The sequence below is a fragment of the Nocardioides agri genome (assembly GCF_013778305.1).
In the GTDB taxonomy this organism is placed as follows: Bacteria; Actinomycetota; Actinomycetes; order Propionibacteriales; family Nocardioidaceae; genus Nocardioides; species Nocardioides agri.
Genome location: NZ_JACEIC010000001.1, coordinates 847,176 through 869,036 on the forward strand (window position 1 = coordinate 847,176; position 21,861 = coordinate 869,036).

General features: G+C 71.0%; 20 protein-coding genes and 1 riboswitch. Of the genes, 7 read left to right on the forward strand and 13 right to left on the reverse strand.

All coding sequences use genetic code 11. The features are described from left to right. Positions 1-34 precede the first annotated feature (34 nt). From HZF07_RS04255 to HZF07_RS04270, 4 genes are all read right to left on the reverse strand, one after another. Positions 35-655, reverse strand: a complete 621-nt coding sequence (locus tag HZF07_RS04255; protein ID WP_157347183.1) for an NADPH-dependent FMN reductase — start codon at positions 653-655, stop codon at positions 35-37. Between the two features lie 44 nt (positions 656-699). Continuing rightward, positions 700-2,742: a molecular chaperone DnaK gene (gene dnaK, locus HZF07_RS04260; RefSeq protein WP_157347185.1), complete on the reverse strand. Its 2,043-nt coding sequence runs from the start codon at positions 2,740-2,742 to the stop codon at positions 700-702. A gap of 108 nt (positions 2,743-2,850) precedes the next feature. Then, positions 2,851-3,726 (reverse strand): MEDS domain-containing protein, encoded by an 876-nt coding sequence (locus tag HZF07_RS04265; RefSeq protein ID WP_181644751.1) that lies wholly within the window; start codon positions 3,724-3,726, stop codon positions 2,851-2,853. A gap of 103 nt (positions 3,727-3,829) precedes the next feature. Beyond that, positions 3,830-4,891, reverse strand: a complete 1,062-nt coding sequence (locus tag HZF07_RS04270; RefSeq protein WP_181644752.1) for a sensor histidine kinase — start codon at positions 4,889-4,891, stop codon at positions 3,830-3,832. A 148-nt stretch (positions 4,892-5,039) separates the two neighbouring features. Here HZF07_RS04270 and HZF07_RS04275 point away from each other — a divergent pair, with 148 nt between their 5' ends. Continuing rightward, the gene (locus tag HZF07_RS04275) at positions 5,040-6,230 is read left to right on the forward strand and encodes an AraC-like ligand-binding domain-containing protein (RefSeq protein WP_181644753.1); all 1,191 of its coding nucleotides are present in this window, start codon (positions 5,040-5,042) and stop codon (positions 6,228-6,230) included. A 92-nt stretch (positions 6,231-6,322) separates the two neighbouring features. Continuing rightward, positions 6,323-8,689, forward strand: coding sequence for an excinuclease ABC subunit UvrA (gene uvrA, locus HZF07_RS04280; RefSeq protein WP_181644754.1), 2,367 nt, complete (start codon positions 6,323-6,325; stop codon positions 8,687-8,689). Between the two features lie 27 nt (positions 8,690-8,716). Here uvrA and HZF07_RS04285 read toward each other — a convergent pair whose 3' ends face one another. The 4 genes from HZF07_RS04285 to HZF07_RS04300 all read right to left on the reverse strand — a co-directional run bounded on the left by HZF07_RS04285 (position 8,717) and on the right by HZF07_RS04300 (position 11,995). After that, on the reverse strand, positions 8,717-9,475 hold the full coding sequence (locus HZF07_RS04285; protein WP_157347191.1) for a methyltransferase family protein: 759 nt from the start codon (positions 9,473-9,475) through the stop codon (positions 8,717-8,719). Between the two features lie 44 nt (positions 9,476-9,519). Then, positions 9,520-10,554, reverse strand: a complete 1,035-nt coding sequence (locus HZF07_RS04290) for an alpha/beta fold hydrolase (RefSeq protein ID WP_157347193.1) — start codon at positions 10,552-10,554, stop codon at positions 9,520-9,522. A 53-nt stretch (positions 10,555-10,607) separates the two neighbouring features. Continuing rightward, the gene (locus HZF07_RS04295) at positions 10,608-11,147 is read right to left on the reverse strand and encodes a hotdog fold thioesterase (RefSeq protein WP_198346530.1); all 540 of its coding nucleotides are present in this window, start codon (positions 11,145-11,147) and stop codon (positions 10,608-10,610) included. A gap of 335 nt (positions 11,148-11,482) precedes the next feature. Further along, the gene (locus HZF07_RS04300) at positions 11,483-11,995 is read right to left on the reverse strand and encodes a Gmad2 immunoglobulin-like domain-containing protein (RefSeq protein WP_157347195.1); all 513 of its coding nucleotides are present in this window, start codon (positions 11,993-11,995) and stop codon (positions 11,483-11,485) included. 252 nt (positions 11,996-12,247) lie between these two features. On the opposite strand from HZF07_RS04300, the gene HZF07_RS04305 reads away from it, so the two are divergent. Together HZF07_RS04305 and HZF07_RS04310 are read left to right on the forward strand one after the other, a co-directional pair. Further along, the gene (locus HZF07_RS04305; RefSeq protein ID WP_157347197.1) at positions 12,248-12,841 is read left to right on the forward strand and encodes a hypothetical protein; all 594 of its coding nucleotides are present in this window, start codon (positions 12,248-12,250) and stop codon (positions 12,839-12,841) included. A 40-nt stretch (positions 12,842-12,881) separates the two neighbouring features. Next, positions 12,882-13,040, forward strand: a complete 159-nt coding sequence (locus HZF07_RS04310) for a hypothetical protein (RefSeq protein WP_157347199.1) — start codon at positions 12,882-12,884, stop codon at positions 13,038-13,040. Positions 13,041-13,122: 82 nt separating this feature from the next. On the opposite strand, the gene HZF07_RS04315 is transcribed toward HZF07_RS04310, so the two are convergent. Then, positions 13,123-13,989 carry an aldo/keto reductase gene (locus HZF07_RS04315; RefSeq protein WP_157347201.1) on the reverse strand — a complete coding sequence of 289 codons (867 nt, stop codon included), beginning with the start codon at positions 13,987-13,989 and terminating at the stop codon, positions 13,123-13,125. Positions 13,990-14,113: 124 nt separating this feature from the next. Continuing rightward, positions 14,114-14,309, forward strand: a riboswitch (cobalamin riboswitch). A 155-nt stretch (positions 14,310-14,464) separates the two neighbouring features. On the opposite strand from HZF07_RS04315, the gene HZF07_RS04320 reads away from it, so the two are divergent. Further along, positions 14,465-16,822, forward strand: a complete 2,358-nt coding sequence (locus tag HZF07_RS04320; protein WP_198346531.1) for a ribonucleoside-diphosphate reductase subunit alpha — start codon at positions 14,465-14,467, stop codon at positions 16,820-16,822. Beyond that, positions 16,819-17,841 carry a ribonucleotide-diphosphate reductase subunit beta gene (locus tag HZF07_RS04325; protein WP_220131822.1) on the forward strand — a complete coding sequence of 341 codons (1,023 nt, stop codon included), beginning with the start codon at positions 16,819-16,821 and terminating at the stop codon, positions 17,839-17,841. The genes HZF07_RS04320 and HZF07_RS04325 overlap by 4 nt, the downstream gene beginning before the upstream one ends. Positions 17,842-17,895: 54 nt before the next feature. On the opposite strand, the gene HZF07_RS04330 is transcribed toward HZF07_RS04325, so the two are convergent. From HZF07_RS04330 to HZF07_RS04340, 3 genes are read right to left on the reverse strand one after another with little or no spacing between them, the layout of a single operon-like run. Then, the gene (locus HZF07_RS04330) at positions 17,896-18,405 is read right to left on the reverse strand and encodes a bifunctional adenosylcobinamide kinase/adenosylcobinamide-phosphate guanylyltransferase (RefSeq protein ID WP_157347203.1); all 510 of its coding nucleotides are present in this window, start codon (positions 18,403-18,405) and stop codon (positions 17,896-17,898) included. Then, a complete protein-coding gene (locus HZF07_RS04335; RefSeq protein ID WP_157347205.1) occupies positions 18,402-18,923 on the reverse strand; it encodes a 2'-5' RNA ligase family protein in 522 nt (173 codons plus the stop codon). The genes HZF07_RS04330 and HZF07_RS04335 overlap by 4 nt, the downstream gene beginning before the upstream one ends. Then, positions 18,923-19,618 (reverse strand): SAM-dependent methyltransferase, encoded by a 696-nt coding sequence (locus HZF07_RS04340; RefSeq protein WP_181644755.1) that lies wholly within the window; start codon positions 19,616-19,618, stop codon positions 18,923-18,925. The genes HZF07_RS04335 and HZF07_RS04340 overlap by 1 nt, the downstream gene beginning before the upstream one ends. Before the next feature lie 149 nt (positions 19,619-19,767). On the opposite strand from HZF07_RS04340, the gene HZF07_RS04345 reads away from it, so the two are divergent. Next, complete coding sequence (locus HZF07_RS04345; RefSeq protein ID WP_157347207.1) at positions 19,768-20,577, forward strand: siderophore-interacting protein; 810 nt, start codon at positions 19,768-19,770, stop codon at positions 20,575-20,577. Between the two features lie 21 nt (positions 20,578-20,598). On the opposite strand, the gene HZF07_RS04350 is transcribed toward HZF07_RS04345, so the two are convergent. Further along, on the reverse strand, positions 20,599-21,747 hold the full coding sequence (locus HZF07_RS04350) for an NDMA-dependent alcohol dehydrogenase (protein ID WP_157347209.1): 1,149 nt from the start codon (positions 21,745-21,747) through the stop codon (positions 20,599-20,601). Positions 21,748-21,861: the final 114 nt, after the last annotated feature.

The following is a 21,861-nucleotide window of genomic DNA, read 5'->3' on the forward strand; positions in this document are numbered from 1 at the left end:
ACGCCGACCTCGCTCGATCCGCCCGTCGCCGTCCCTACCTGCCGTCAGCCTCGCCAGACGGCTCGCCTGACGCGCCGCTCGGCCCTTGCGGGCGTGGCAGGACGGTCAGGACCATGCCGATGTAGGTGCGGAACTCGGCCATGTAGGCGCGGAGGAACTCCCTGGTGGAGTCGTTGGTGACCTCGCCGTCGTCCTGGAAGACATCCGCGGAGTACTGGATGTAGGCCTCGGGCGAGGTCATCTGGCGGGCGTTGCAGAAGCTGAGCACACCGCGCAGGCCCTGTTGGCCCATGGCGGTGCCGATCTGGCCGATCGAGGCGCCGATCACCGCGGCTGGGATGTGGTCGAAGGAGTTCTGTCCCCATGGTCGGGACGCCCAGTCGATCGCGTTCTTCAACGCGCCTGGGATCGACCGCTTGTACTCGGGGGTGACGAAGAGCACCGCGTCGACGGCGGCGATCGAGGCCTTGAGCGCTCGCGCTTCGGGCGGGTAGTCGTCGTCGAAGTCCGGGCTGTACAGCGGCAGGTCGCCGATGGGGATCTCGCTGAACTCCAGGTCGTCCGGCGCCAACCGGATGAGCGACTTGGACAGGATGCGGTTGATCGACGTCGACGACAGGCTTCCGACGAAGTAGCCGACCTTGTAGGTGGTCATGTTCGTTCCTCCTGGTTTCGTGCCTTCGTGGCGGGCAATGCCCCTCAGCGGCGTCCCTCGGCCTCCAGGAACTCGTGGACGTGGCGGATCGCGACCGAGCCCTCCCCAACGGCGGAGGCGACGCGCTTGACCGAACCACTGCGCACGTCGCCCACGGCGAAGACACCGGGGCGGCTGGTCTGGAACAGCCCGTCGCTGCAGTCGGCGGCGGGGCGGGTGAGGACGTACCCCTTCGCGTCCAGCGGGATCTCCCCTTGGAGCCAGCTGGTGTGCGGGGCCGCACCGATCAGCACGAACAGGGCTGTCGTCGTGACGCGCTCTTCCGCACCGGTGTGGAGATCGCGCAGCAGCACGGCGTCGAGTGCCTCGTCCCCGACGAGCTCGCACACCTCGCTGTTGCGCCAGATCTTGATGCGTGCCGACTGCTCGACGCGGTCGGCCAGGTAGCGGGACATGTCTCTTCCCAGGTCGTCGTGCCGGATGACCAGGTTGACCACCGGCGAACGGCGGGCCAGGAAGCAGGCCGCCTGGCCCGCGGAATTGCCACCGCCCACGACGGTGACGGGCTCCCGTCGGCACAGCCGGGCCTCGAACTCCGTCGCGGCGTAGTAGACGCTGCTGCCCTCGGTGTCCTTGTCGCGCGCCGAGACGTGCAGGATGCCGTTGGCGTCGATGTCGAAGGTCACCTCGATCTGGGGCACCCCGCGGGGCGCGGGACGGATGTTCTCCAGCCGGAACCGGGCCAGCACGCGGTTGTCGCCCGCTCTCTCCCGCTCACCCTGGAGGACGACGACGTCGACCGCGGACTGGTTGTCCTCGGCGGTGCTGAAGATCTCGGTTCGCCGAGCCGGGATGGTGGTGTTGCGCTCGATGACCTTGGTCATCACCCCACCCATCGTCTCCAACCCCAGCGACAGGGGCGTGACGTCGAGGAGCAGCACGTCCTTGACGTCGCCCTTGATGATCGCCGCCTGGACGGCCGCGCCGATGGCGACGACCTCGTCGGGGTTGACGGTCATGTTGGGGTCCTTGCCCCCGGTCAGGCGGCGGACCAAGGCCTGCACCGCCGGGATCCGCGTCGAGCCGCCCACGAGGATCACCTCGTCGATGTCGTCGGCGGTGACCTTCGCGTCCTCCATCGCCTGCTTGACCGGCCCGCGGCAACGCTCGACGAGGTCGGCCGTGAGCTGCTCGAACGTCGACCTCATCAGGTTGACGTTGAGATGCTTGGGCCCGGAGGCGTCAGCGGTGACGAAGGGAAGGTTGACGGAGGTCTGGGTCACCGCCGAAAGCTCCACCTTGGCCTTCTCCGCGGCCTCGAAGAGACGCTGCAGTGCCTGGGAGTCGTCGCGGAGGTCGATGCCGTTCGACTTCTTGAAGTCGTCGGCCAGGTAGTCGACGACGCGTCGGTCGAAGTCGTCGCCGCCGAGATGCCTGTCCCCGGCAGTCGACCGGACCTCGACCACGCCTTCGCCGACCGTCAGGATGCTCACGTCGAACGTACCGCCGCCGAGGTCGAAGACCAGCACGGTCTCGTTCTCCAGCTTGTCCATCCCGTAGGCGAGCGCGGCAGCCGTCGGCTCGTTGATGATCCGGAGGACGTCCAGCCCGGCAATCTTCCCGGCGTCCTTCGTGGCCTGTCGCTGTGCGTCGCTGAAGTGCGCCGGGACGGTGATGACCGCTTCGGTCACGCGCTCGCCGAGGAACTTCCCGGCGTCCTCGACCAGCTTCCGAAGCACCTGCGCCGAGATCTCCTCGGGTGCGTAGAGCTTGCCGTTGACCTCGAACCGCGCCGCGCCATCGGGACCCGCGACCACGTCGAACGAGACGGCCGACAGCTCGCTGCTGACCTCGTCGTACTTGCGACCGATGAAGCGCTTCGCGGAGTAGATGGTCCCTTTGGGGTTCAGGATCGCCTGGCGTCGGGCCATCTGGCCGACCAGTCGCTCTCCGTTCTCCAGGAATCCGACCACGGACGGGGTGGTCCGGTTGCCCTCCGCGTTGGGGATGACCTGCGGCTGGCCACCTTCCATGGCCGCGATCACCGAGTTCGTCGTTCCGAGGTCGATGCCGACTGCCCTGCCCATGACCACTCCATTCGCCGGATGCACTTGACGATGGCCATGCTCCGCGGTCGCGCAGGTCGCGGCATCCCGTGAACGGGTGCTTCGTGACCGGGCCGTGCTGGCTGCGGGCTAGTCGATCGGGAAGCGGTGCTGCACGGCCAGCAGGGTCAGCTCGACGCGGGAGTGGATGTCGAGCTTGAGATAGACGTGCTTGAGGTGGGCGTCCACGGTGTGGCGAGAGAGGTGGAGCTCGTCGGCGATGGTTCGATTGGCCATCCCCCGAGCCAGGCAGGAGACGACCCGCAGCTCGGCGTCGGTGAGCAACGCCCACCTGTGGTCAGTTCCCTCCTCGGCGTCCGTACGTACCTTGACCAAGGGATACCGCGTCGTCGCGGGGTCACCTGGAGCGGTGGGGAGCTCCGTCGGGTGCACGTACTGGGGGTTGTCGATCACGGTGCGGTCCAGCAGCACCTTCGGGTGGGTGCGGAGCACCTCGACGAGCATGTCCGGCCCGAACTTCTGCAGGTCGTAGAGGCACATGAGGATGGCGGGCATCTCCTCGATGCCGTCGTTGAGGGCCGACTCGTACTGGCACAGGTCTGCCCAGCCGTGCGGCTTGGGCAGCACCCACGACATCTCACCGGCGGCCCGCAGGAGGTCGAAGTCGTCCTCGATCGCCGCGTCCACGCTCTGGGTGATGTAGCTCAGCATGTCCTCGACGTTGAACTGCCCTGAGCGGAGGTAGACATCGGATGCCCGTTCGACGTCGAGCTGGGCCGATCGTCGGGAGTACTCCGGGCCGGGCTGGCCCACGGCGAGGTCCCGGACCAGCGCCGGCTCCATTGCGTCGATCATGCACAGGCACTTGTCGCCGTGCCGCAGCCCCTCCTCGAGGAAGGAGAACAGCAGCCGGTCGCGCTCGGCCGGGCCGGAGTACAGGGCGCAGAAGTGCGTTCCTGGGCTGACTACGCCGACCCCGGGGATCCCGAGGCTCAGACCGTTCATGGGGACACCGTTCACCGCATCCGAGACTTCACGATCCCCACTACGCGCTTTGGATGTAGGTAACCGTGTTGCTGCCGGCTCATGCGCCGGGCCGGCCATCGCTTTACCGGATGGGGAACCGCAGCGACGCACACAGGCCCCGGGGACGGTTGGCCGACAGCTGAAGGGCTCCGCCGTGGGCCGAGGCGATCGTGTGCGCGATCGCCAGCCCGAGCCCTCGGCCAGTGACGTCCTGCCGGGGATCGGTGCCGCGCTCGAAGGGTTGGATGAGGCGGTCCAGCTCGGCGTCGTCGATGCCTGGCCCGTTGTCGGAGACGGTGAGGTCGACGGCCACCCCATCCTCGCAACGCGTGCGGAGGCGGACCACGGAACCGGCCGGGGCGTAGCAAGCGGCGTTCTTCAACAGCTCGGAGACCGCGCGCCGGATCTCGGCGAAGTCCAGCACCACGGGCAGCGTGACGGGCTGATCGAGACGCAGCTCGACATGGTGCTCGTCGAACAGCGGAGTGACGGCGCGGGCCACTTGCTCCACGACGAGCGGGAGGTCGCCGTAGGTCTTGGTGAGCTGGGCGTGGCGATCGAGGTCCACGAGTGCCGAGATGGTCTCGAGGAGGGTTCGGAGCGTTCCCGCGGCGCGGAGCACGGCGTCGAGGGCCCGCTGCGCCTCCGGCGCGATGCCGGCCCGCTGGTCGTCGAGCATCTCCGCGTAGCCGAGCAGGTTCGTCACCGGCGTGCGCAGCTGGTGGTTGATGGTCTCCAGGAGCCGCTCGCGGAGCTCGGACTGTCGCAGGTGTGCGGCCCGCTCACCGCTGACGTCCTGGACGAGCACGACGGCCCCGGACAGAAGTCCGTCGGGACCGATCAGTGGCGACGCGTTGCAGCGCAGGTGCCGCAGGCTTCCAGTCGCCGACCGCGCCGCGATGAGGGCGTCGCGGACGACCTCACCCCGGCGTGCCCGCACCAGCGGGACGTCCTCGGTCGGCAAGGGGGTGGAGCCGTCCGGGGTGAACAGCCGGAAGCGAGTGCTGATCTCGTCCTCGGGCATCGGCTCGAAGGGCAGCTCGAACAGCTCCTGCATGCCCGGGCTGAGGAGGGCGATCCGCCCGACAGCGTCGCTCGCGGCGACGAGCAGCCCGGCCTGCGCCAACAGGGTCGACGTCTTCAACTGTTCGAGTTCCGAGACAGCCATCTGCTCCTCCGAGGACTGGGACCTGCTTCGCGTCGCCGCTGCGGCGCCGTGCGACCTGTCGGGGGGCAGGCACACGGCGCCGCGCCTCAATACTGACCCCTCGACACGCGGCCAGAGACCCCTCGTGGGCGTCCTGCGCATTCCGGCTACAGGACGGCGCTCAGTGGCTACGGACGGGCCCGCGTCCGGGGGCCATGGCCGGGTATCTAACCTGCAACTGGAACGCGCCACGTCCGCAACGACGCACGACCCGCTCGATGCGGTGCTTCGGGAGATCGCAGGGAGAACGACCATGAGCACGATCGGCCCGATGAACCGCGGCACCTGCGGGGTCGACGACCAGGCAGGCCTGCCGCCGTACACCCGGCGTACGACCGGCGACCGCGACGAGGCCGAGCGGGTCATCGCCGACCTCTACCTGCCGAACCGGCTCGACCTCTCCGAGGATTCGACCCCGCTGGGCATGGAGGTGACCGGCCTCCGCCTGGGCGCGCTCACCGCGGGCCGGCTGACCTACGGGCGCTCGGTGCTCCTGTGCACGGAGGACGCCGAGAACTTCCACGTGAACGTCCCGCTGCGCGGCCGCGCGGCGTCGAGCAACGGGTCCGGCGAACCGGTGAGCACGTCGCCCGGCGAAGGTCTGGTGTTCTCTCCCGGAGCGCCGGCCGAGATCTCCTGGTCGGAGGACTGTGAGCAGCTGTGTCTGATGGTTCCGCCGGCGCGTCTGGAGGCAGAGCTGGAGAGGATGCTCGGCAGGTCTCTCAGGGGTCGACTCGTCTTCGACTTCGCTGCCGACCTGCCCAGTCCGGTGGGGCAGCGCCTGCGGACAGTGCTGAACCTGCTCGTCGAGGAGCTCGAGCAGCCGACCGATGTGAGCCGCAACCCTCTCGTGGCCCGACACGTCGAAGGACTCGTGCTCGACAGCCTCCTGCTGTCTCAGCCGCACAATCACAGCGACGCCGCGACCCGGCCCGGCCCGCCGGCGCACCGCTCCGCGATCAGGCGTGCGGTCGCGCTCATGGAGGAGAACCCCGCCGAGCCGTGGACGACAGTTCGGCTGGCAGCCGAGGTGCACCTGAGTCCACGGGCGCTGCAGGCGGGGTTCAGCCGGGATCTCGCCACCCCGCCGATGGCCTACCTGCGCGAGGTTCGGCTGCGCCGGGCGCACGAGGCGTTGAGCGCCGCCGACCGCGACGCCACCACGGTGCGCGCCGTCGCCACCGGCCTCGGCATGTGGCATCCGAGTCGCTTCGCCGCTGCCTACCGCGCGGCCTTCGGCGAAACACCGTCGGACACCCTCAACCGCCCCCGCTGAGCGGGACCTCGGCCGCCCGGCGCGTGGGTGAGGTCCGACGTCGCCCGCGACCCAACCAGGTACGTCGCGGTCGGGCTGGGTACAAGGGGCGGGTGACCACCGACGTGATCGACGGCTTCGTGCGCGTCCGTGGCGCCAACGAGCACAACCTCCGCAACGTCGACGTCGACATCCCCCGCAACGCCATGGTGGCGTTCACCGGGATCTCCGGCTCGGGGAAGTCGTCGCTGGCCTTCGGCACGCTGTACGCCGAAGCGCAGCGGCGCTACTTCGAGTCGGTGGCGCCGTACGCGCGCCGGCTGCTGCAGCAGGTCGGTGCTCCGCATGTCCAGGAGGTCACCGGGCTGCCGCCGGCCGTGGCGCTGCAGCAGCGTCGCGGCGTGGCCACGTCCCGCTCGTCCGTCGGCACGCTCACCACGCTGTCCAACCTGCTGCGGATCCTCTACTCGCGAGCGGGCGACTATCCCGCCGGGGCCGACCACCTCCCGGCGGAGGCGTTCTCGCCCAACACGGTGGCCGGCGCGTGCCCGCGCTGCCACGGTCTGGGTGTCGTGCACGACGTCACCGAGGAGCTGCTCGTCCCCGACCCGTCCCTGAGCATCCGCGATGGCGCGATCGCCGCCTGGCCCGGTGCCTGGCAGGGTGCCAACCTGCGCAGCGTCGTCTCCGGTCTCGGCATCGACATCGACAAGCCGTGGCGCAGGCTCAGGAAGTCGGACCGCGACTGGCTGCTCTTCACCGACGAGCAGCCCTCGGTGCTCGTCGAGCCCGAGCGCGATCGCGTCGACTACGGCTACTACGGGAAGTTCTGGAGCGCGCGCAAGCACGTCATGCACGTCCTGGCCGACTCCAAGAGCGAGCGGATGCGCGAGCGGGCCCTGCGGTTCGTGGAGGACGCGCCCTGCCCGGACTGCCGGGGCAGCGGACTGCGGCCGGAGGCACTCGCGGTGACCTTCCTCGGGCGTTCGATCGCCGAGGTCAACGACCTGCCGTTCACCCAGCTGGTCGCGCTGCTGCGGCCGGTTGCCGAGCTGCCCGAGGAGGCCAACGAGGTCGCGGTGCGGATCTGCGCTGATCTGGTCGCCCGCATCGAGGTGCTCCTCGACCTGGGCCTCGGCTACCTGAGTCTGGGACGGAGCTCGACGACGCTGTCGCCCGGTGAGGCGCAGCGCCTGCGGATCGCCACCCAGCTGCGTTCCGGGCTGTTCGGGGTCGTCTACGTCCTGGACGAGCCATCAGCCGGCCTGCACCCGGCCGACGCGGAGCCGTTGCTGGATGTCTTGGATCGCCTGAAGGCGTCCGGCAACTCGCTGTTCGTCGTGGAGCACGACCTCGACGTCGTACGGCGGGCGGACTGGGTGGTCGACATCGGCCCCGGGGCGGGCGAGGCCGGAGGCCGAGTGCTCCACAGCGGTCCGGTGGCGGATCTCGAGGGCGTCACCGAGTCGGTCACCAGCGCCTACCTGTTCGGCCGCGCCGAGCGGCTGGTGCACGACGTCCGTGCCCCGCAGGGCTGGTTGCGGTTGGCGGGTGTGCGTCGGCACAACCTGCGCGACCTGTCCGTCGACATCCCGCTCTGCGTGCTGACCGCGGTCACCGGCGTGTCCGGCTCCGGCAAGTCGACCCTGGTCAGCCAGGTGCTCGCCGAGGACCCGACCGCCCTCGAGTCGTTCGACCGACTGGTGCTCGTCGACCAGCGGCCGATCGGCCGGACGCCGCGGTCGAACCTCGCGACGTACACGGGCCTGTTCGACGCCGTGCGGAAGGTGTACGCCGCCACGGACGCGGCCCAGGCCCGCGGCTACGGCGCGGGCCGGTTCTCCTTCAACGTCCCCGAGGGCCGCTGCGAGACCTGTCAGGGCGAGGGATTCGTCTCCGTCGAGCTGCTCTTCCTGCCCGGCACGTACGCACCCTGCCCGACGTGCCACGGCGATCGCTACAACGCCGAGACGCTCGAGATCACCTACCGCGACAAGAACATCGCGGAGGTCCTCGCCCTGTCCGTCGACGACGCCGCCACGTTCCTCGCCGACGTGCCCGCGGCCGCCCGCAGCCTCCAGACGCTGCGCGAGGTGGGCCTCGGCTACCTCCGGCTGGGACAGCCGGCGACCGAGCTCAGCGGCGGTGAGGCACAGCGCATCAAGCTCGCCACGGAGCTCCAGCGGGCGCACCGTGGCCACGCGCTCTACCTGCTCGACGAGCCGACCGCGGGACTGCACCCCGCGGACACAGCGCTCCTGCTGCGGCAGCTGCACCGGCTCGTGGACGCCGGCAACACGGTGGTTCTCGTCGAGCACGACCTCGACGCGATCGCCACGGCCGACTGGGTCGTCGACCTCGGGCCGGGCGGCGGAGACGCCGGTGGTCGGGTCGTCGCGACCGGCACGCCGGCCGACATCGCGCAGGCCGACGGCAGCGCGACCGCGCCGTACCTCGCGCGGCGGCTCGCGCGGACCTAGCCGGTCCCGGCGGGCCGACGCCCGCCGCTAGTCGCGCACCGTTCGCCGCGGTGCCGCCTGGACCCGGAGCCTCGGCACCAGGCTGGGGACGCGGGCAGCGTAGGCGTCGTAGGTGGCGCCGAACGTACGTCGCAGATCGTGCTCCTCGAACCTGACCCCGACGGCGATGTACGCCGTCGCCGCCAGGGCGAACAGCGCATGCGAGGCACCCATCTGCGGGGTCGCCCAGAAGGCGAGGAGGAGGCCGGTCATCAGTGGGTGACGGACGACGGCGTACAGGCCCCCGACCTCCAGCTCAGGAACGCCGGAGGACTCCCGAGGTGCCGCCCAGCCGGCCTGGCGCAGGCCGGTCAGCTCGAGGTGGTCGACCGCGAACGTCGCCGTGATGGCCAGGAGCCAGCCGGCCGCGCAGAGCGACCAGAGGACGTAGGCGGCCGGCCCGTCGACCTCCCACACCCGGCCGCCCCAGGGCTGCCACAGCACCAGCAGGAGGACGAGGCAGACGTCGGTGGCCAGGACGTACGACGTGCGCTCCAGCGCAGCGGGGATCCGGCGACGCAGCACCGCCTTGACCTGAGGACGCGCCATCACCGAGTGCTGCACCGCGAACAGGAGCAGGAGCGCGAGGTCGACCGCCACCGCGACCGCCGCGTTCGTGCGCGCCGGCCCGTCCACGGTCGACGAGATGACGCCGTCGGCGAGGAAGGCCATCGTCCACAGCGTGACTGCGACGAAGCCGACCCAGGCGAGGGCTGACAGGACCAGGTACCACGGTTGTCGGGACATGACCTCATGCTCCGGCGAGCGATGGGCCGGACGCAGCCGTGGAACTACCTCACTTGCGGCTCGCGGGCGACGTACCAGGCCGCGATCTGTGACCGTGACCTGAACCCGAGACGCAGGCGGATGCGCTCGACGTGCGACTCTGCCGACCGCTCGGTGATCCCCAGGCGTGCGGCGAGCTCGCGGTTCGTCAGCCCCTCGGCCACCAACGCCGCGACCTCGGTCTGGCGCGGGGTGAGACCGGTCGGCACGGCCCGCCGGAGCCGAGGCAGGCCCAGGAAGCGCCGCACCTGGCTGATGACCGCGTCCGCGTCGCCGAGGGCCGGGAGATGCGAACGACCTTCGAGGTCCACCAGCTCGGCGCCGGGGATCGCGTCGGCGAGCACCTTGCTCTGCGCCGCCGGCGCCGCCCGGTCGCCCCGGCGGTGCAGCACCAGCGTCGGCGCGGAGATCCGCGCCAGGGCAGGGCGCACGTCCAGGTCGTAGGCGAGCCCGAGGAGCGCGACCGCCGTCTCGGCCGAGGACGCGGCCCGCTGGTACTGGGCGAGTGTGCGACGGGTCCCCGCATCCGCGTCGGGGGCGAACACCTCGGTGAGCAGGTCGGAGCCCAGTCCCCAGTGGGTTGCGAGCAGCCCGAGCATGTGCCGCCGGCTGTCGGCGTCCCCGATGGCGGCGCCCGTGGCCCAGCCGCCGTAGAGGACGAGCCGGGAGACGGTCTCGGGTCGCTCCGACGCCCACTGCGCCGCTACCGCGGCTCCCAGCGACCAGCCGAACACGTCGAAGCGCGTCGCGTCGAGCGCTCCGACCACGGCACGGATCGTGGCCAGCTCCAGCGCCATCGTCCGAGGCCCGTCGTACGGATCGGAGAGGCCGCACCCCGGACGGTCGTAACGCACCAGCGTCCGACCCGAGGACAGCGCCTCGTGGAACATGCGCTCGGCCGGGATCGCCCAGCCCAGCTCGAGGTGGCTCAGCCAGCCCGGCACCACCACCAACAGCGGTCCGGTGCCGGTCAGCGCAAAGGTCACCTTCCCGACGTCCTCCAGGTGCGCGGTTCCCCAGCGCTGCTCGCGGGCAGCCATGAGACCAGTCAACAGCAGGCCGGCGCCCGCTGGGCCGATCTCGCTCCGCCGCATCACGACGCTTCGATCACCGCCATCGTGCACCTCGAGATGCACACGAGCTTGTCGTTGTCGTCGACGATCCGGACCTCCCAGACCTGGCTGCGGCGGCCCAACGAGACCGGTCGAGCAGTGCCGGTCACCCAGCCGGCGGTGACGGGCCGCAGGTGGTTGGCGTTGATCTCCATCCCCACGCACGCCTTGCCGGGCGCCACGACGAACGTGGCCGCACAGCTGACGAGGGTCTCGGCGAGGAGGACCGACGCACCGCCGTGCAGGATCCCGAACGGCTGGCGGGTACGGCGGTCGACCGGCATGCGACCGACGAGATGGCTCGCGCCGAGCTCGGTGAGCTCGATGCCGAGGTTGCCGATCGCGCAGTCCGCGCTCATCTCGTTGGCACGGTCCAGGTCAGGACGGCCGTGCCAGATCGCAGCCCCCGACGGCCGTGCACCCGCCCCCAGCCCGTGCCCGTTGGGTCTCGCGTCGACGACCCGCTCGTCGGCAGTGCTCTCCGCCGGGGCGTCCAGGTCAGGTCCAAGGGTTCGGCTCATGTCCTCCATGGTTCCGACTCGGCGGCACCGAAGCAGCCGTGGAACTACCTCACTTGGTCGGGGCCGGCGAGCCATGGCCCGTCGAGCGGCAGCTCGAGCAGGAGGCAGTGACCGGCTCGGCGATGGGCTACCGGACGCGCTCCCAAGCCACAACGACCCGTCGTACCAGGGCGCTGGCGACCCGGTCGGCGTCGCGCGGCCGACAGGTCGCACCACCGCACACGCTCGGCGAGCGGCACGGCGCCTGGTACAGCCGGCCGTGAGCAGTGAGCAGGTGCAGGCAGCGAGACCGCTGCCGCCGCCCGCGGAGTCGTGGCGTCCGCAGGCCCCGGCCGTCAGCCCTTGACCGGGATCCGCAGCCGCTGGCCAGCGCGGATGACGTCCGGATCGGTGATCCTCGGGTTGGCGGCCACGACCTGCGCCACCGTCGTCCGCGTGAGGTCGCGCACCTTCCGCACGATCGAGGTGAGCGTGTCTCCTCGCTCCACGCGATAGAGGAGCCAGCCCTGCAGGTCGGGGAACATGATGACCTCGACCTCGCGCAGGTTGAAGCCCGGACTCGGGCCCTCGTCCGGCAGGCCGGGATTGTCACCGAAGACCTGCACGGTGAGCCGGGTGCCGTCGCGCGGCGGGCTGCTCACCGTGACGCGGGTCGAGAACTCCCCCACCGCGGCCATCCCCCCGGTGGACTGCGCGGAGTCCTGCGCGAGGACGCGGCCGCGACCGTCGAGGACGCGAACGCCGATCGTCCCCTCGAACCCGTTGCCGACCCCGGCAACGAGGAACCGCCGCCCGACGAGCTCGTCCTTGACGGGCTGGCGCACCCGCACGTCCGTGATCACTCCCATGTGTTCCTCCCGAGGTCGGCCCCCGGTCACACACGCTAGGCACAAGCGCGGGTCCTGTCACCACGCTCGCCACCGTCACTGTCGCGAGGATCGGGGGCCATGAGGAGGGCGAATCGGGCCGGATCCGCGAGTTGTGCGTCGAGCGGGCAGTGGCCGCGAGTACCGTTTCAGCAGGAGGGCCGGGGGTCGCGGGTGACTGCAGGTGCTCCTGTCGGGTCGGGAGGTGCGGACGCTGATGGAACGGCCAGCGACATGACCGAGGAGCCGGCCGCGTCCGCGGACGGCGCGGCCGACCAGTGGGCGACCCAGCCGACGTTGGCGGTCTGGTCGTACGACTCGCCGATGGGTGCGTCGGCCGGGTACGTGCGCCTGCGCGAGCTGCAGCGGCGTGGTGGGGTCTCGGTTGCCGACGTCGTCACGGTGACGTGGGTTCCGGGCACCCACCGTCCCCGCATCGGTCATCTGCGCGCTCCGCGGGTCGCGCAGCGGCGGTTCACGTACTCCGTGCTGGGCGCCCTGGCTGACGTTCTCACGCTCGCACCTGGCGCGGTCTCGTCGAATCAGGACCCGCTCGAGGTGCTGTCCGACTTCCTCGTCGGGACCGGCCTCGACGAAGGCATGCTCCGCGCCATCCGGTCCTCGATCGCGCCGGGGTCGTCCGTGATGCTCGTGCTCGCGGTAGGAGCGGACCCGGGTGCCACCCGGCGCGTCATCCAGCGTGGCTTGGACCGCGGCGATGTGACGCTGGCGTACGCGGTGCTCGCCGTCGACGTCGAGGAGCGGCTGCGCACGGCCATCGAGACCCTGTTGCTGGACCTGCGGCCCCACGCCAGCCCGGCAGGCTGACCGGGCAACCTTCTCGCGCACGTGGCGCGTCCTGGTAGTGATGTTCTGGCTCTACATCCTCATCGCCGTCGTCCTGTTCCTCGCTGCCATCGGGTGGGTGACCCGCCGCCGCGGCACGCCGCCGGCCGACCTGGACGCCAACGTGCGGCGGGCCAAGAGGCTCACCCCGGGAAAGAACGACTACTACGGAGCCGCATGATGACCACCACGACCGGCGAGACGCGCAAGCCGTGGCGGTGCCGGTTCGGGTGGCACCGGCGCACGGAGGTCGGCACGCCGTCTCAGGACGGCGTGGCGACGAACGGGGACGCGTACACGTCGTCCCCGCCGAGTCGCCGCTCGGCCTCGGCCGCGGAGATCCGCTCCCGCTCGGCCTCGAGCAGCATGCCGAGGAGCCGCACGTCTCCGGGGGTCGGGATGCCCGTGACCTCCTCGTGCGACAGGACCCAGGACACCGCTGCGGTGATGCGGTCCTGGACGTCGTAGGGCTGGTACCACGTCGAGTAGGGACGGTCCGCACCCTCGGGCCAGCCCCGACGGGAGACCGTCTTGATCGTCATGAGGCCGACGTCCTGCCGGCGGACCTCGTCGACGAGCGCCTCGTAGTCGGCGCGGTAGGCGTCGTCTCGCCACAGCACCGGGTTCAGGGGGGTCAGGACGGTCGCGAACGGGTGCCGCCGCAACGCCTCCAGATGGGTCGCCGGTGCCTCGTGGCCGTGCCCGGTGATGCCGACGGCGCCCACGAGACCGGCCTCCTGCGCGCGGACCGCCGCTTCCAGGGCGCCGCCGGGACCGGTGGCGAGGTCGAGCTCGTCGAGGTCGCCGATCGCATGCAGCTGCAGCAGGTCGACGCGGTCGGTCTGCAGGCGCTCCAGTGAGCGGTTGATCTCCCGCCAGGCGGACTCGTGGTCCCGGCGCCCGGTCTTCGTCGCCAGGAAGATCCGGCCGCGGATCTCGGACATCCGTGGCCCCAGCCGCAGCTCGGCCTCGCCGTAGTCGGCGGCCACGTCGACGTGGTTGATGCCCGCGTCGAGCGCCTGCTCGATCGAGCGATCCGCCTCGTCCTGCGAGACCTCGGCCAGCGCCGCGGCGCCGTAGATGAGCACTGAGGACCGGTGCCCGAGCCGTCCGAGCCTGCGCTTCTCCATCGCTCCACTCTCTGGCACAGGTGCGCTCTGGACAAGCCCGACCACGCGCTCCGCCGGCGGGACGCGCCGACACAACATGTGGTCCCCCACCTCGCGATGGATCCCACATATGGTGGCGACTGCAGCTGGTTCGGCGTCCCAGCCAGGGGCGTCGAGGCAAGAGGGAACCCGGTGAGAGACCGGGACTGCCCCGCAGCGGTGAGTGGGAACGACCGCCGTCATCAGCACTGAGCACCCTCGGGGGCTTGGGAAGCGACGGCCAGTAGGGGTCGACCGGACGTGTCCGGGAGGCGTGCCCGCGAGTCCGAAGACCTGCCAGCGCGCCCCGCCCGTCGGGCGGGGTGGTCCGAGGCCTCGTGGGAAGGCCGACGGCTCGTACGACGCTGGTCGATCGCGGTTCGCCGCTCCTCGCCGGCCGTGCCTCCGTCTCCCCCGCGACCCGGACCTTCGGGACCGATCTCGCGAGGAGAGAGAAGTGACGGTCACAGAATCCCCCGGCAGGACCTCGATGCAGGTCCGCAAGCGCAACGGTGACAGCGAGCCCGTCGACGTCAACAAGATCGTCCGGGCGGTCGACCGGGTCGCCGGCGACCTGGCCGACGTCGACCCGATGCGGGTCGCCACCCGCACGATCAGCGGGCTGTACGACGGCGCGACCACCGCGGAGCTCGACCGGCTGTCGATCCAGACGGCCGCCGAGATGATCGGCGAGGAGCCGCAGTACTCCCGGCTCGCCGCGCGGCTGCTGTCCGGCTACGTCGAGAAGGAGGTGCGCAACCAGGGCGTCGCCTCGTTCAGCCAGTCGGTGTCCATCGGCCACGCGGAGGGGCTGATCGGCGACGAGACCGCGTCGTTCGTGAAGGACAACGCCCGCAAGCTCGACTTCGCGATCGACACCGACGCCGACCGGCGGTTCGAGTACTTCGGGCTCCGCACGGTCTACGACCGCTACCTGCTGCGCCACCCCACGACCCGGCTGGTGATCGAGACCCCGCAGTACTTCCTGCTCCGGGTGGCCTGCGGGCTCGCGCAGAGCCCGGGCGAGGCGATCCGCTTCTACCGGCTGATGTCGTCGCTCGCCTACCTGCCGAGCAGTCCCACGCTCTTCAACTCCGGCACCCGGCACACGCAGATGTCCTCGTGCTACCTCGTCGACAGCCCGCGCGACGACCTCGACTCGATCTACTCGCGCTACGGGCAGGTCGCGAAGCTGTCGAAGTTCGCCGGCGGCATCGGCATCGCGTTCTCCCGGGTCCGCTCCCGGGGCGCGCTGATCCGGGGCACCAACGGGCAGTCCAACGGCATCGTGCCGTTCCTGCGGACGCTCGACTCGTCGGTCGCCGCGGTCAACCAGGGCGGCCGCCGCAAGGGTGCCGCCTGCGTCTACCTCGAGCCGTGGCACCCGGACGTCGAGGAGTTCCTCGAGCTCCGCGACAACACCGGCGAGGACGCCCGGCGCACGCACAACCTCAACCTGGCCAACTGGATCCCCGACGAGTTCATGCGCCGGGTCGAGGCCGATGCGACCTGGTCGCTCATCGACCCCGACCAGGCGCCCGAGCTCCCAGACCTGTGGGGCGAGGCGTTCGACGCGGCCTACCGCCGGGCCGAGGAGGAGGGCCGCTACGTCCGGCAGGTCCCGGCGCGCGAGCTCTACGGGAAGATGATGCGCACGCTCGCGCAGACCGGCAACGGCTGGATGACCTTCAAGGACGCGGCCAACCGCACCTGCAACCAGACCAGCGACGGCAGCGGTGGACCGGTCGTGCACCTCTCCAACCTCTGCACCGAGATCGTCGAGGTCTCCTCCGACGGCGAGACCGCGGTCTGCAACCTCGGGTCGGTCAACCTGGCGCAGCACGTCGGCCCTGACGGGATCGACTGGGAGAGGCTGCGCGAGACCGTGCGCACGGCGGTGCCGCTGCTCGACCGGGTCATCGACATCAACTTCTACCCGAGCGGCGAGGCTGCGGCCTCCAACCCGCGCTGGCGACCGATCGGGCTCGGGCTGATGGGCCTGCAGGACGTGTTCTTCGCGCTCCGGCTGCCCTTCGACTCCGTCGACGCGCGGGAGCTGTCGACCCGGATCCAGGAGGAGATCTACCTGACCGCGCTCGAGGTCTCCTGCGACCTGGCCGAGCGCCACGGCCCGCACCCGGCGTACGACGCGACGCGCGCCGCCCGCGGTGACCTCCAGCCGGACCTGTGGGGCGTGACGCCCACGCAGACCGAGCGCTGGGCGGCGCTGCGCGAGCGGGTCACCGAGCACGGGCTGCGCAACTCGCTGCTCGTCGCGATCGCCCCGACGGCCACGATCGCCTCAATCGCCGGCTGCTACGAGTGCATCGAGCCGCAGGTGTCCAACCTCTTCAAGCGCGAGACGCTGTCGGGCGAGTTCCTCCAGGTCAACAGCGCCCTGGTCCGCGAGCTCAAGAGCCGCGGGCTGTGGACCCCGGAGGTCCGCGAGGACATCAAGCGCGCGGAGGGGTCGGTGCAGGGCGTGCACCAGCTGCCCGCCGAGGTCCGGTCGCTCTTCCGGACCGCCTGGGAGCTCCCGCAGCGGGCGCTCATCGACATGGCGGCCGCGCGCTCGCCGTACATCGACCAGAGCCAGTCGCTCAACCTCTTCATCGCCGGGCCGTCGATCGGGAAGCTCTCGTCGATGTACCTGCACGCCTGGAAGTCCGGGCTGAAGACGACCTACTACCTGCGCTCGCGCCCCGCGACGCGCATCCAGCAGACGACCGTCTCCGCGGTCCCCATCACCGTCATCGACCAGGAGGCGCTCGCGTGCTCCCTGGAGAACCCCGAGAACTGCGAGGCCTGCCAGTGACCATCACGCACCAGAACACGACGATGCTGCTCGACCCGGGCATGAACCTGACCCTGCGGCCGATGCGCTACCCGCACTTCTACGACCGCTACCGCGACGCGATCAAGAACACCTGGACCGTCGAGGAGGTCGACCTGCACTCCGACCTCAAGGACCTGCACCGGCTCAGCGACGCCGAGCGGCACCTGGTCTCGCGGCTGGTCGCGTTCTTCGCCACCGGCGACACGATCGTGGCCAACAACCTGGTGCTCAACCTCTACCAGCACATCAACTCACCGGAGGGACGCCTCTACCTCTCCCGCCAGCTGTTCGAAGAGGCGGTGCACGTGCAGTTCTACCTGACCTTGCTCGACACCTACGTCCCCGACGAGGCGGAGCGGCACGAGGCGTTCGCCGCGGTCGACAACATCCCGTCGATCAAGGCCAAGGCGGACTTCTGCTTCCGCTGGATCGACTCCGTCTTCGACCTCGACGCCCTGGAGACCCAGGAGCACCGGCGGAAGTTCCTGCTCAACCTGATCTGCTTCGCGGCGGTCATCGAGGGCCTCTTCTTCTACGGCGCCTTCGCCTACGTCTACTTCCTGCGGTCCCGGGGCCTGCTCAACGGCCTGGCCTCGGGCACCAACTGGGTCTTCCGCGACGAGTCCATGCACATGGCCTTCGCCTTCGACGTCGTCGACACGGTCCGGGCCGAGGAGCCGGAGCTCTTCGACGACGAGCTGGCCGCCCAGGTGCGGCAGATGCTGATCGACGGCGTCGACGCGGAGGCGCAGTTCGCCGAGGACCTCCTCGGCGGCGGCGTCGCCGGCCTCTCGACCGCGGATATGCGCGCCTACCTCGAGTACGTCGCCGACCGGCGGATGGAGCGGCTCGACCTCGAGCCGATCTACGGCTCCAGGAACCCGCTCGCGTTCATGGAGCTCCAGGACGTCCAGGAGCTCTCGAACTTCTTCGAGCGCAAGGTCTCCGCCTACCAGGTCGGCGTGTCCGGGGCCGTCGGCTTCGACGAGGAGTTCTGATCCGACCGGTGTCGGCGGGACCGCCAGCGGGCGGTCCGCCGGCGCCGGTGGAGGTCAGAGGCGCAGCACCCGCCCGGACACGACCAGGTGCACCTCGTCGCAGGCCTCCGCGAAGCGCACGTTGGCCTCCCCCAGGAGGTCCCGGAACAGCCGGCCCGAGCGGTGCTCGGGGACGACGCCCCAACCGACCTCGTTGGTCACCAGCACCACGCCGTCGTGCAGCTCGCCGATCGCGGAGTCCACCTGCTCCTCGACGTACGCCGAGACGTCCTCGGTGCGCGCGTCCCACAGGCCGGCGTCGTCGATCAGCCGGGTCAACCAGGTGCCGAGGCAGTCGACGAGCACCGGGCCGGGCGTGCCCAGTGCCGCGGTGAGGTCGCCGGTCTCCAGCGTCGTCCAGTGCGCGGGGCGGCGCGCGCGGTGCCGGGCGACCCGCGCGGCCCAGTCGGCGTCGTCGCGGACCGGGCCGGGCGCCACGTAGGTGACCGCCTGCCGATCTGCGAGCAGCGACTCGGCGTGCCGCGACTTGCCCGACCGCACCCCGCCGGTGACCAGGACCCTCATGACGCACCCAGCTTCCACTCGGAGAGCACCCGGCAGTCGTGGTTGGCGTAGCGGTGCAGCGCGATCCGGTCGGCCCGGCAGCGGGCCGGCAGCGTCCCGGCCAGGGCCGCCTCGACGGTGGCGGCGTCGATGCCGTCGCCGCGCTGGTCGAGGGTGAGGTGCGGCACCGGGTCCGGGTAGGCGCCGGCGTACGGCGGGCACTGCGGGAAGGCCGCCACGAGCCGCGCGGTGAGCGCGCGGAACGCCGCATCGGGCGCCGGCCGCAGGTGCAGCAGGCCGTCGGGGAACTCCTCGACCCGGGTCAGCTCGAAGTCGAACGGCGCGGCCGCGGCGGCGACGGCGCCGACCCGACGCAGGTCGGCGTCGCCGGGGTCGTCGAGGAACGGGCCGAGCACCGTGATGTGGGCGTGCACGAAGTCGGGGTCGGTGGAGAGGAAGGACGCGTCGTAGTGGCGGGTGCGGCCGCGCACGAACTCCTCGAACTCGGGCACCGGCACGAGCAGCACGGTGTGCGCCATCACGCCTCCCGGCGGAGCAGGAAGATGTCCATGATCCAGCCGGCCCGCTCGGCCACGCGGTTGCGCGCGGTGTGGATGTCGGGCAGCACCGTCGCGACCCGGCCGGCGACGAGCTCCTCGTGGGCTGTGCCGAGGTTGGCGCCCCACCAGATCGACCAGTCGTCGAGCCCGGGCAGGTCGATCACGCGGTTGAGCATCACGACGACATTCTCCTGCCCCTGGGCCACGGCGGCGGCGAGCGCGCGGCCGCTGGTCAGGTGCAGCGGCTCCCCCACCTCGTGCAGCACGAGCCGGTGGCGGGCGGCGAGCAGCTGGACCGCCGAGATCCCGGGGACGACGTCCATCTCGACGTCGAGGCCGGGCAGCGAGCGCAGGATCGGGATGGTGGAGTCGTAGAACGCCGGGTCGCCCCACACCAGCAGCCCGGCCACCCCGGAGCGCGACCGCAGGGCGGTCGCCATGGCCTCGGGCACCGCGTCGGGGTCCTCGATGCGCACGATGGTCGGCGGGCGGGTGAGGTGCCGGTCGAGCAGCCGGTCGCGGGCGGTCACGAGCGGGTCGGGCATCCCTCCGCAGGAGGAGCGGTCGGTCACGATGAAGTAGTCGACCGAGCGCATCGCCTCGACCGCCGCCAGCGTGACCTGCTCGGGGTCGCCGGGACCGACGCCGATCACCCGGACCCGTCTGCTCTCCACAGCCGGAGCCTGCCACAGCTGGCGTCCCGGCCAGGCTCTCCTGAGCTCGGCGTGGGCGCCGCAGGCGGAGACCGGTGCGACACAGCGATGCGGCGGTCCTGGCAGGTAAGGGTAGCCTTACCGGACGACGCCGACAGAAGGGGGCCCGGATGCCCGCGTGGCACGGACAGGTCGAGAGCACGGAGTGGCTGACGCCCACGCTGGTGCGCGTGGTGCTGGGTGGTCCCGGCCTGCAGGGCTTCGCGGTCCCCGACGACACCGACACCTACGTCAACGTCGCGATCCCGCCGGCCGGCGCGGCGTACGGCGGTGCCTTCTCGCCCGCCGAGGTGAAGGACGCCCACCCGAAGGAGCTGTGGCCGGTGCGCCGCCGCTACACCGTCCGCGGCTGGGACGCCGCCGCCGGCCTGCTGACGCTCGACTTCGTCGTGCACGGCGACCAGGGCGTGGCCGGCCCCTGGGCGGCGCGGGCCGCGGCCGGCGACGTGCTGGTGTTCGAGGGCCCGGGCAGCGGCTACTGCCCCGACCCGGAGGCCGACTGGCACCTGCTGGTCGGCGACGAGTCGGCGCTGCCCGCCATCGCGGCCTCGCTCGAGGCGATGCCCGCGGGCACGCGCGCCGTGGTGCGCCTGGTCTGCGACGGGCCCGAGCACGAGGTGCCGCTGGCCTGCGCCGGCGACCTCGACCTCGGGTGGCTGCACCGCACCGGTGCCGTGGACGACGTCGACCTGCTGGCCGACGCGGTCGCCGACCTGGACTGGCCGGCCGGCCGGGTGCAGGCGTTCGTCCACGGTGAGGCCGGCGAGATCCGCGCGATCCGCCGGCACCTGCTCGCCGACCGGCGGCTGGACCGCAGCAGCATGTCCTGCTCGCCGTACTGGCGGCGCGAGACGACCGACGAGGCGTGGCGCGCGGTCAAGCGGGACTTCGTGGCCGAGATGGAGGCCGACGTCGCCTGACGCCGGCCTCCCCTGCGGCGATCAGTCGTAGACGATGACGCCGCGGATGTTCTTGCCGTCGCGCATGTCCTGGTAGCCCTGGTTGATCTCGTCGAGCGTGTACGTCGTGGTGACCATCTCGTCGAGCTTGAGCCGACCGTCCATGTAGAGGTCGAGCAGGCGCGGGATGTCGTAGCGCGGGTTGGCGTTGCCGAAGATGCAGCCGACGAGCTCCTTGCGCATCATCGACATCTCGAAGAGGTTGAGCTTCACGTCGTCGGCCATCATGTTCGCCACGGCCGTGACGACGCCGCGGCCGGCCTTCTTGACCAGGCTCATCATCGGGGCGATGAGGTCGCCGGTGGCCAGGCCCACGGCGAGGATCGCCTTGTCGGCCATCGCGCCCTGGGTGATCTCGCTGATCAGCGGCTGGGCGTCGACCATCGAGGCGGCCGCGTGGGTCGCGCCGAGGGTGAGCGCCTTCTCGCGCTTCCAGTCGACCGGGTCGATCGCGATCACGTGCCGGGCGCCGGCCATGGCCGCGCCCTGCACCGCGCTCATGCCGATGCCGCCGAGGCCCACCACGGCCACGGACTCGCCGGACTGCACGTCGGCGGCGTACACCGACGAGCCCCAGCCGGTCGTGACGCCACAGCCCACGAGCGCGGCGCGCTCGAGCGGGACGTCCTTGCGGATCTTCACCGCGGAGTCCACGTTGACGACCGTGTAGGGCGAGAACGTGCCCAGGCCCACCATGATCCCCAGGTCCTTGCCGTCCTTGGAGTGGTGGCGGTAGGAGAAGTCGCTCAGCTGCATGCCGGAGAGCAGGAACGCGCCGAGGTCGCAGAGGTGCTGGTGGCCGGTCGAGCAGGACGGGCACCTGCCGCACGACGGGATGAAGCTGAAGACGACGTGGTCGCCGACCTCGAAGCCGACCGTGTCCGGCCCGACCTCCTCGACGACGCCGGCGCCCTCGTGGCCGCCGATCACCGGGAACTGCTTGAGCCCGAAGGCCTCGGCGAGCTCCGGGTCGAGGACCATGTCACCGGTGACCATGTGCTCGTCGGAGTGGCAGAGGCCGGAGGCGGCCAGCTTGACGAGGATCTCGCCTCGCTTCGGCGGATCGAGCTCGATGTCCTCCACACTCCAGTCGGTGTGCGGCTCCCACAAGATGGCGGCGCGGGTCTTCATGCTGGCTGGCTCCTCGGGACGATGGCGCGCGAGTCTGGACGGAACTAGAACGCGTTCTTGCCCTGCAAGGTAGCCCGCGGGTGGCGCTCCTGTCAGCGCCCTGGGTGAAACTCG

Excerpts from the sequence above, each read along its gene's own strand:
- HZF07_RS04255 (WP_157347183.1), bottom strand. The coding sequence starts at position 655 with ATGACCACCTACAAGGTCGGCTACTTCGTCGGAAGCCTGTCGTCGACG.
- dnaK (WP_157347185.1), bottom strand. The coding sequence starts at position 2,742 with ATGGGCAGGGCAGTCGGCATCGACCTCGGAACGACGAACTCGGTGATC.
- HZF07_RS04265 (WP_181644751.1), bottom strand. The coding sequence starts at position 3,726 with ATGAACGGTCTGAGCCTCGGGATCCCCGGGGTCGGCGTAGTCAGCCCA.
- HZF07_RS04285 (WP_157347191.1), bottom strand. The coding sequence starts at position 9,475 with ATGTCCCGACAACCGTGGTACCTGGTCCTGTCAGCCCTCGCCTGGGTC.
- HZF07_RS04290 (WP_157347193.1), bottom strand. The coding sequence starts at position 10,554 with ATGGCTGCCCGCGAGCAGCGCTGGGGAACCGCGCACCTGGAGGACGTC.
- HZF07_RS04295 (WP_198346530.1), bottom strand. The coding sequence starts at position 11,147 with ATGAGCCGAACCCTTGGACCTGACCTGGACGCCCCGGCGGAGAGCACT.
- HZF07_RS04300 (WP_157347195.1), bottom strand. The coding sequence starts at position 11,995 with ATGGGAGTGATCACGGACGTGCGGGTGCGCCAGCCCGTCAAGGACGAG.
- HZF07_RS04305 (WP_157347197.1), top strand. The coding sequence starts at position 12,248 with ATGACCGAGGAGCCGGCCGCGTCCGCGGACGGCGCGGCCGACCAGTGG.
- HZF07_RS04310 (WP_157347199.1), top strand. The coding sequence starts at position 12,882 with ATGTTCTGGCTCTACATCCTCATCGCCGTCGTCCTGTTCCTCGCTGCC.
- HZF07_RS04315 (WP_157347201.1), bottom strand. The coding sequence starts at position 13,989 with ATGGAGAAGCGCAGGCTCGGACGGCTCGGGCACCGGTCCTCAGTGCTC.
- HZF07_RS04330 (WP_157347203.1), bottom strand. The coding sequence starts at position 18,405 with ATGAGGGTCCTGGTCACCGGCGGGGTGCGGTCGGGCAAGTCGCGGCAC.
- HZF07_RS04335 (WP_157347205.1), bottom strand. The coding sequence starts at position 18,923 with ATGGCGCACACCGTGCTGCTCGTGCCGGTGCCCGAGTTCGAGGAGTTC.
- HZF07_RS04345 (WP_157347207.1), top strand. The coding sequence starts at position 19,768 with ATGCCCGCGTGGCACGGACAGGTCGAGAGCACGGAGTGGCTGACGCCC.
- HZF07_RS04350 (WP_157347209.1), bottom strand. The coding sequence starts at position 21,747 with ATGAAGACCCGCGCCGCCATCTTGTGGGAGCCGCACACCGACTGGAGT.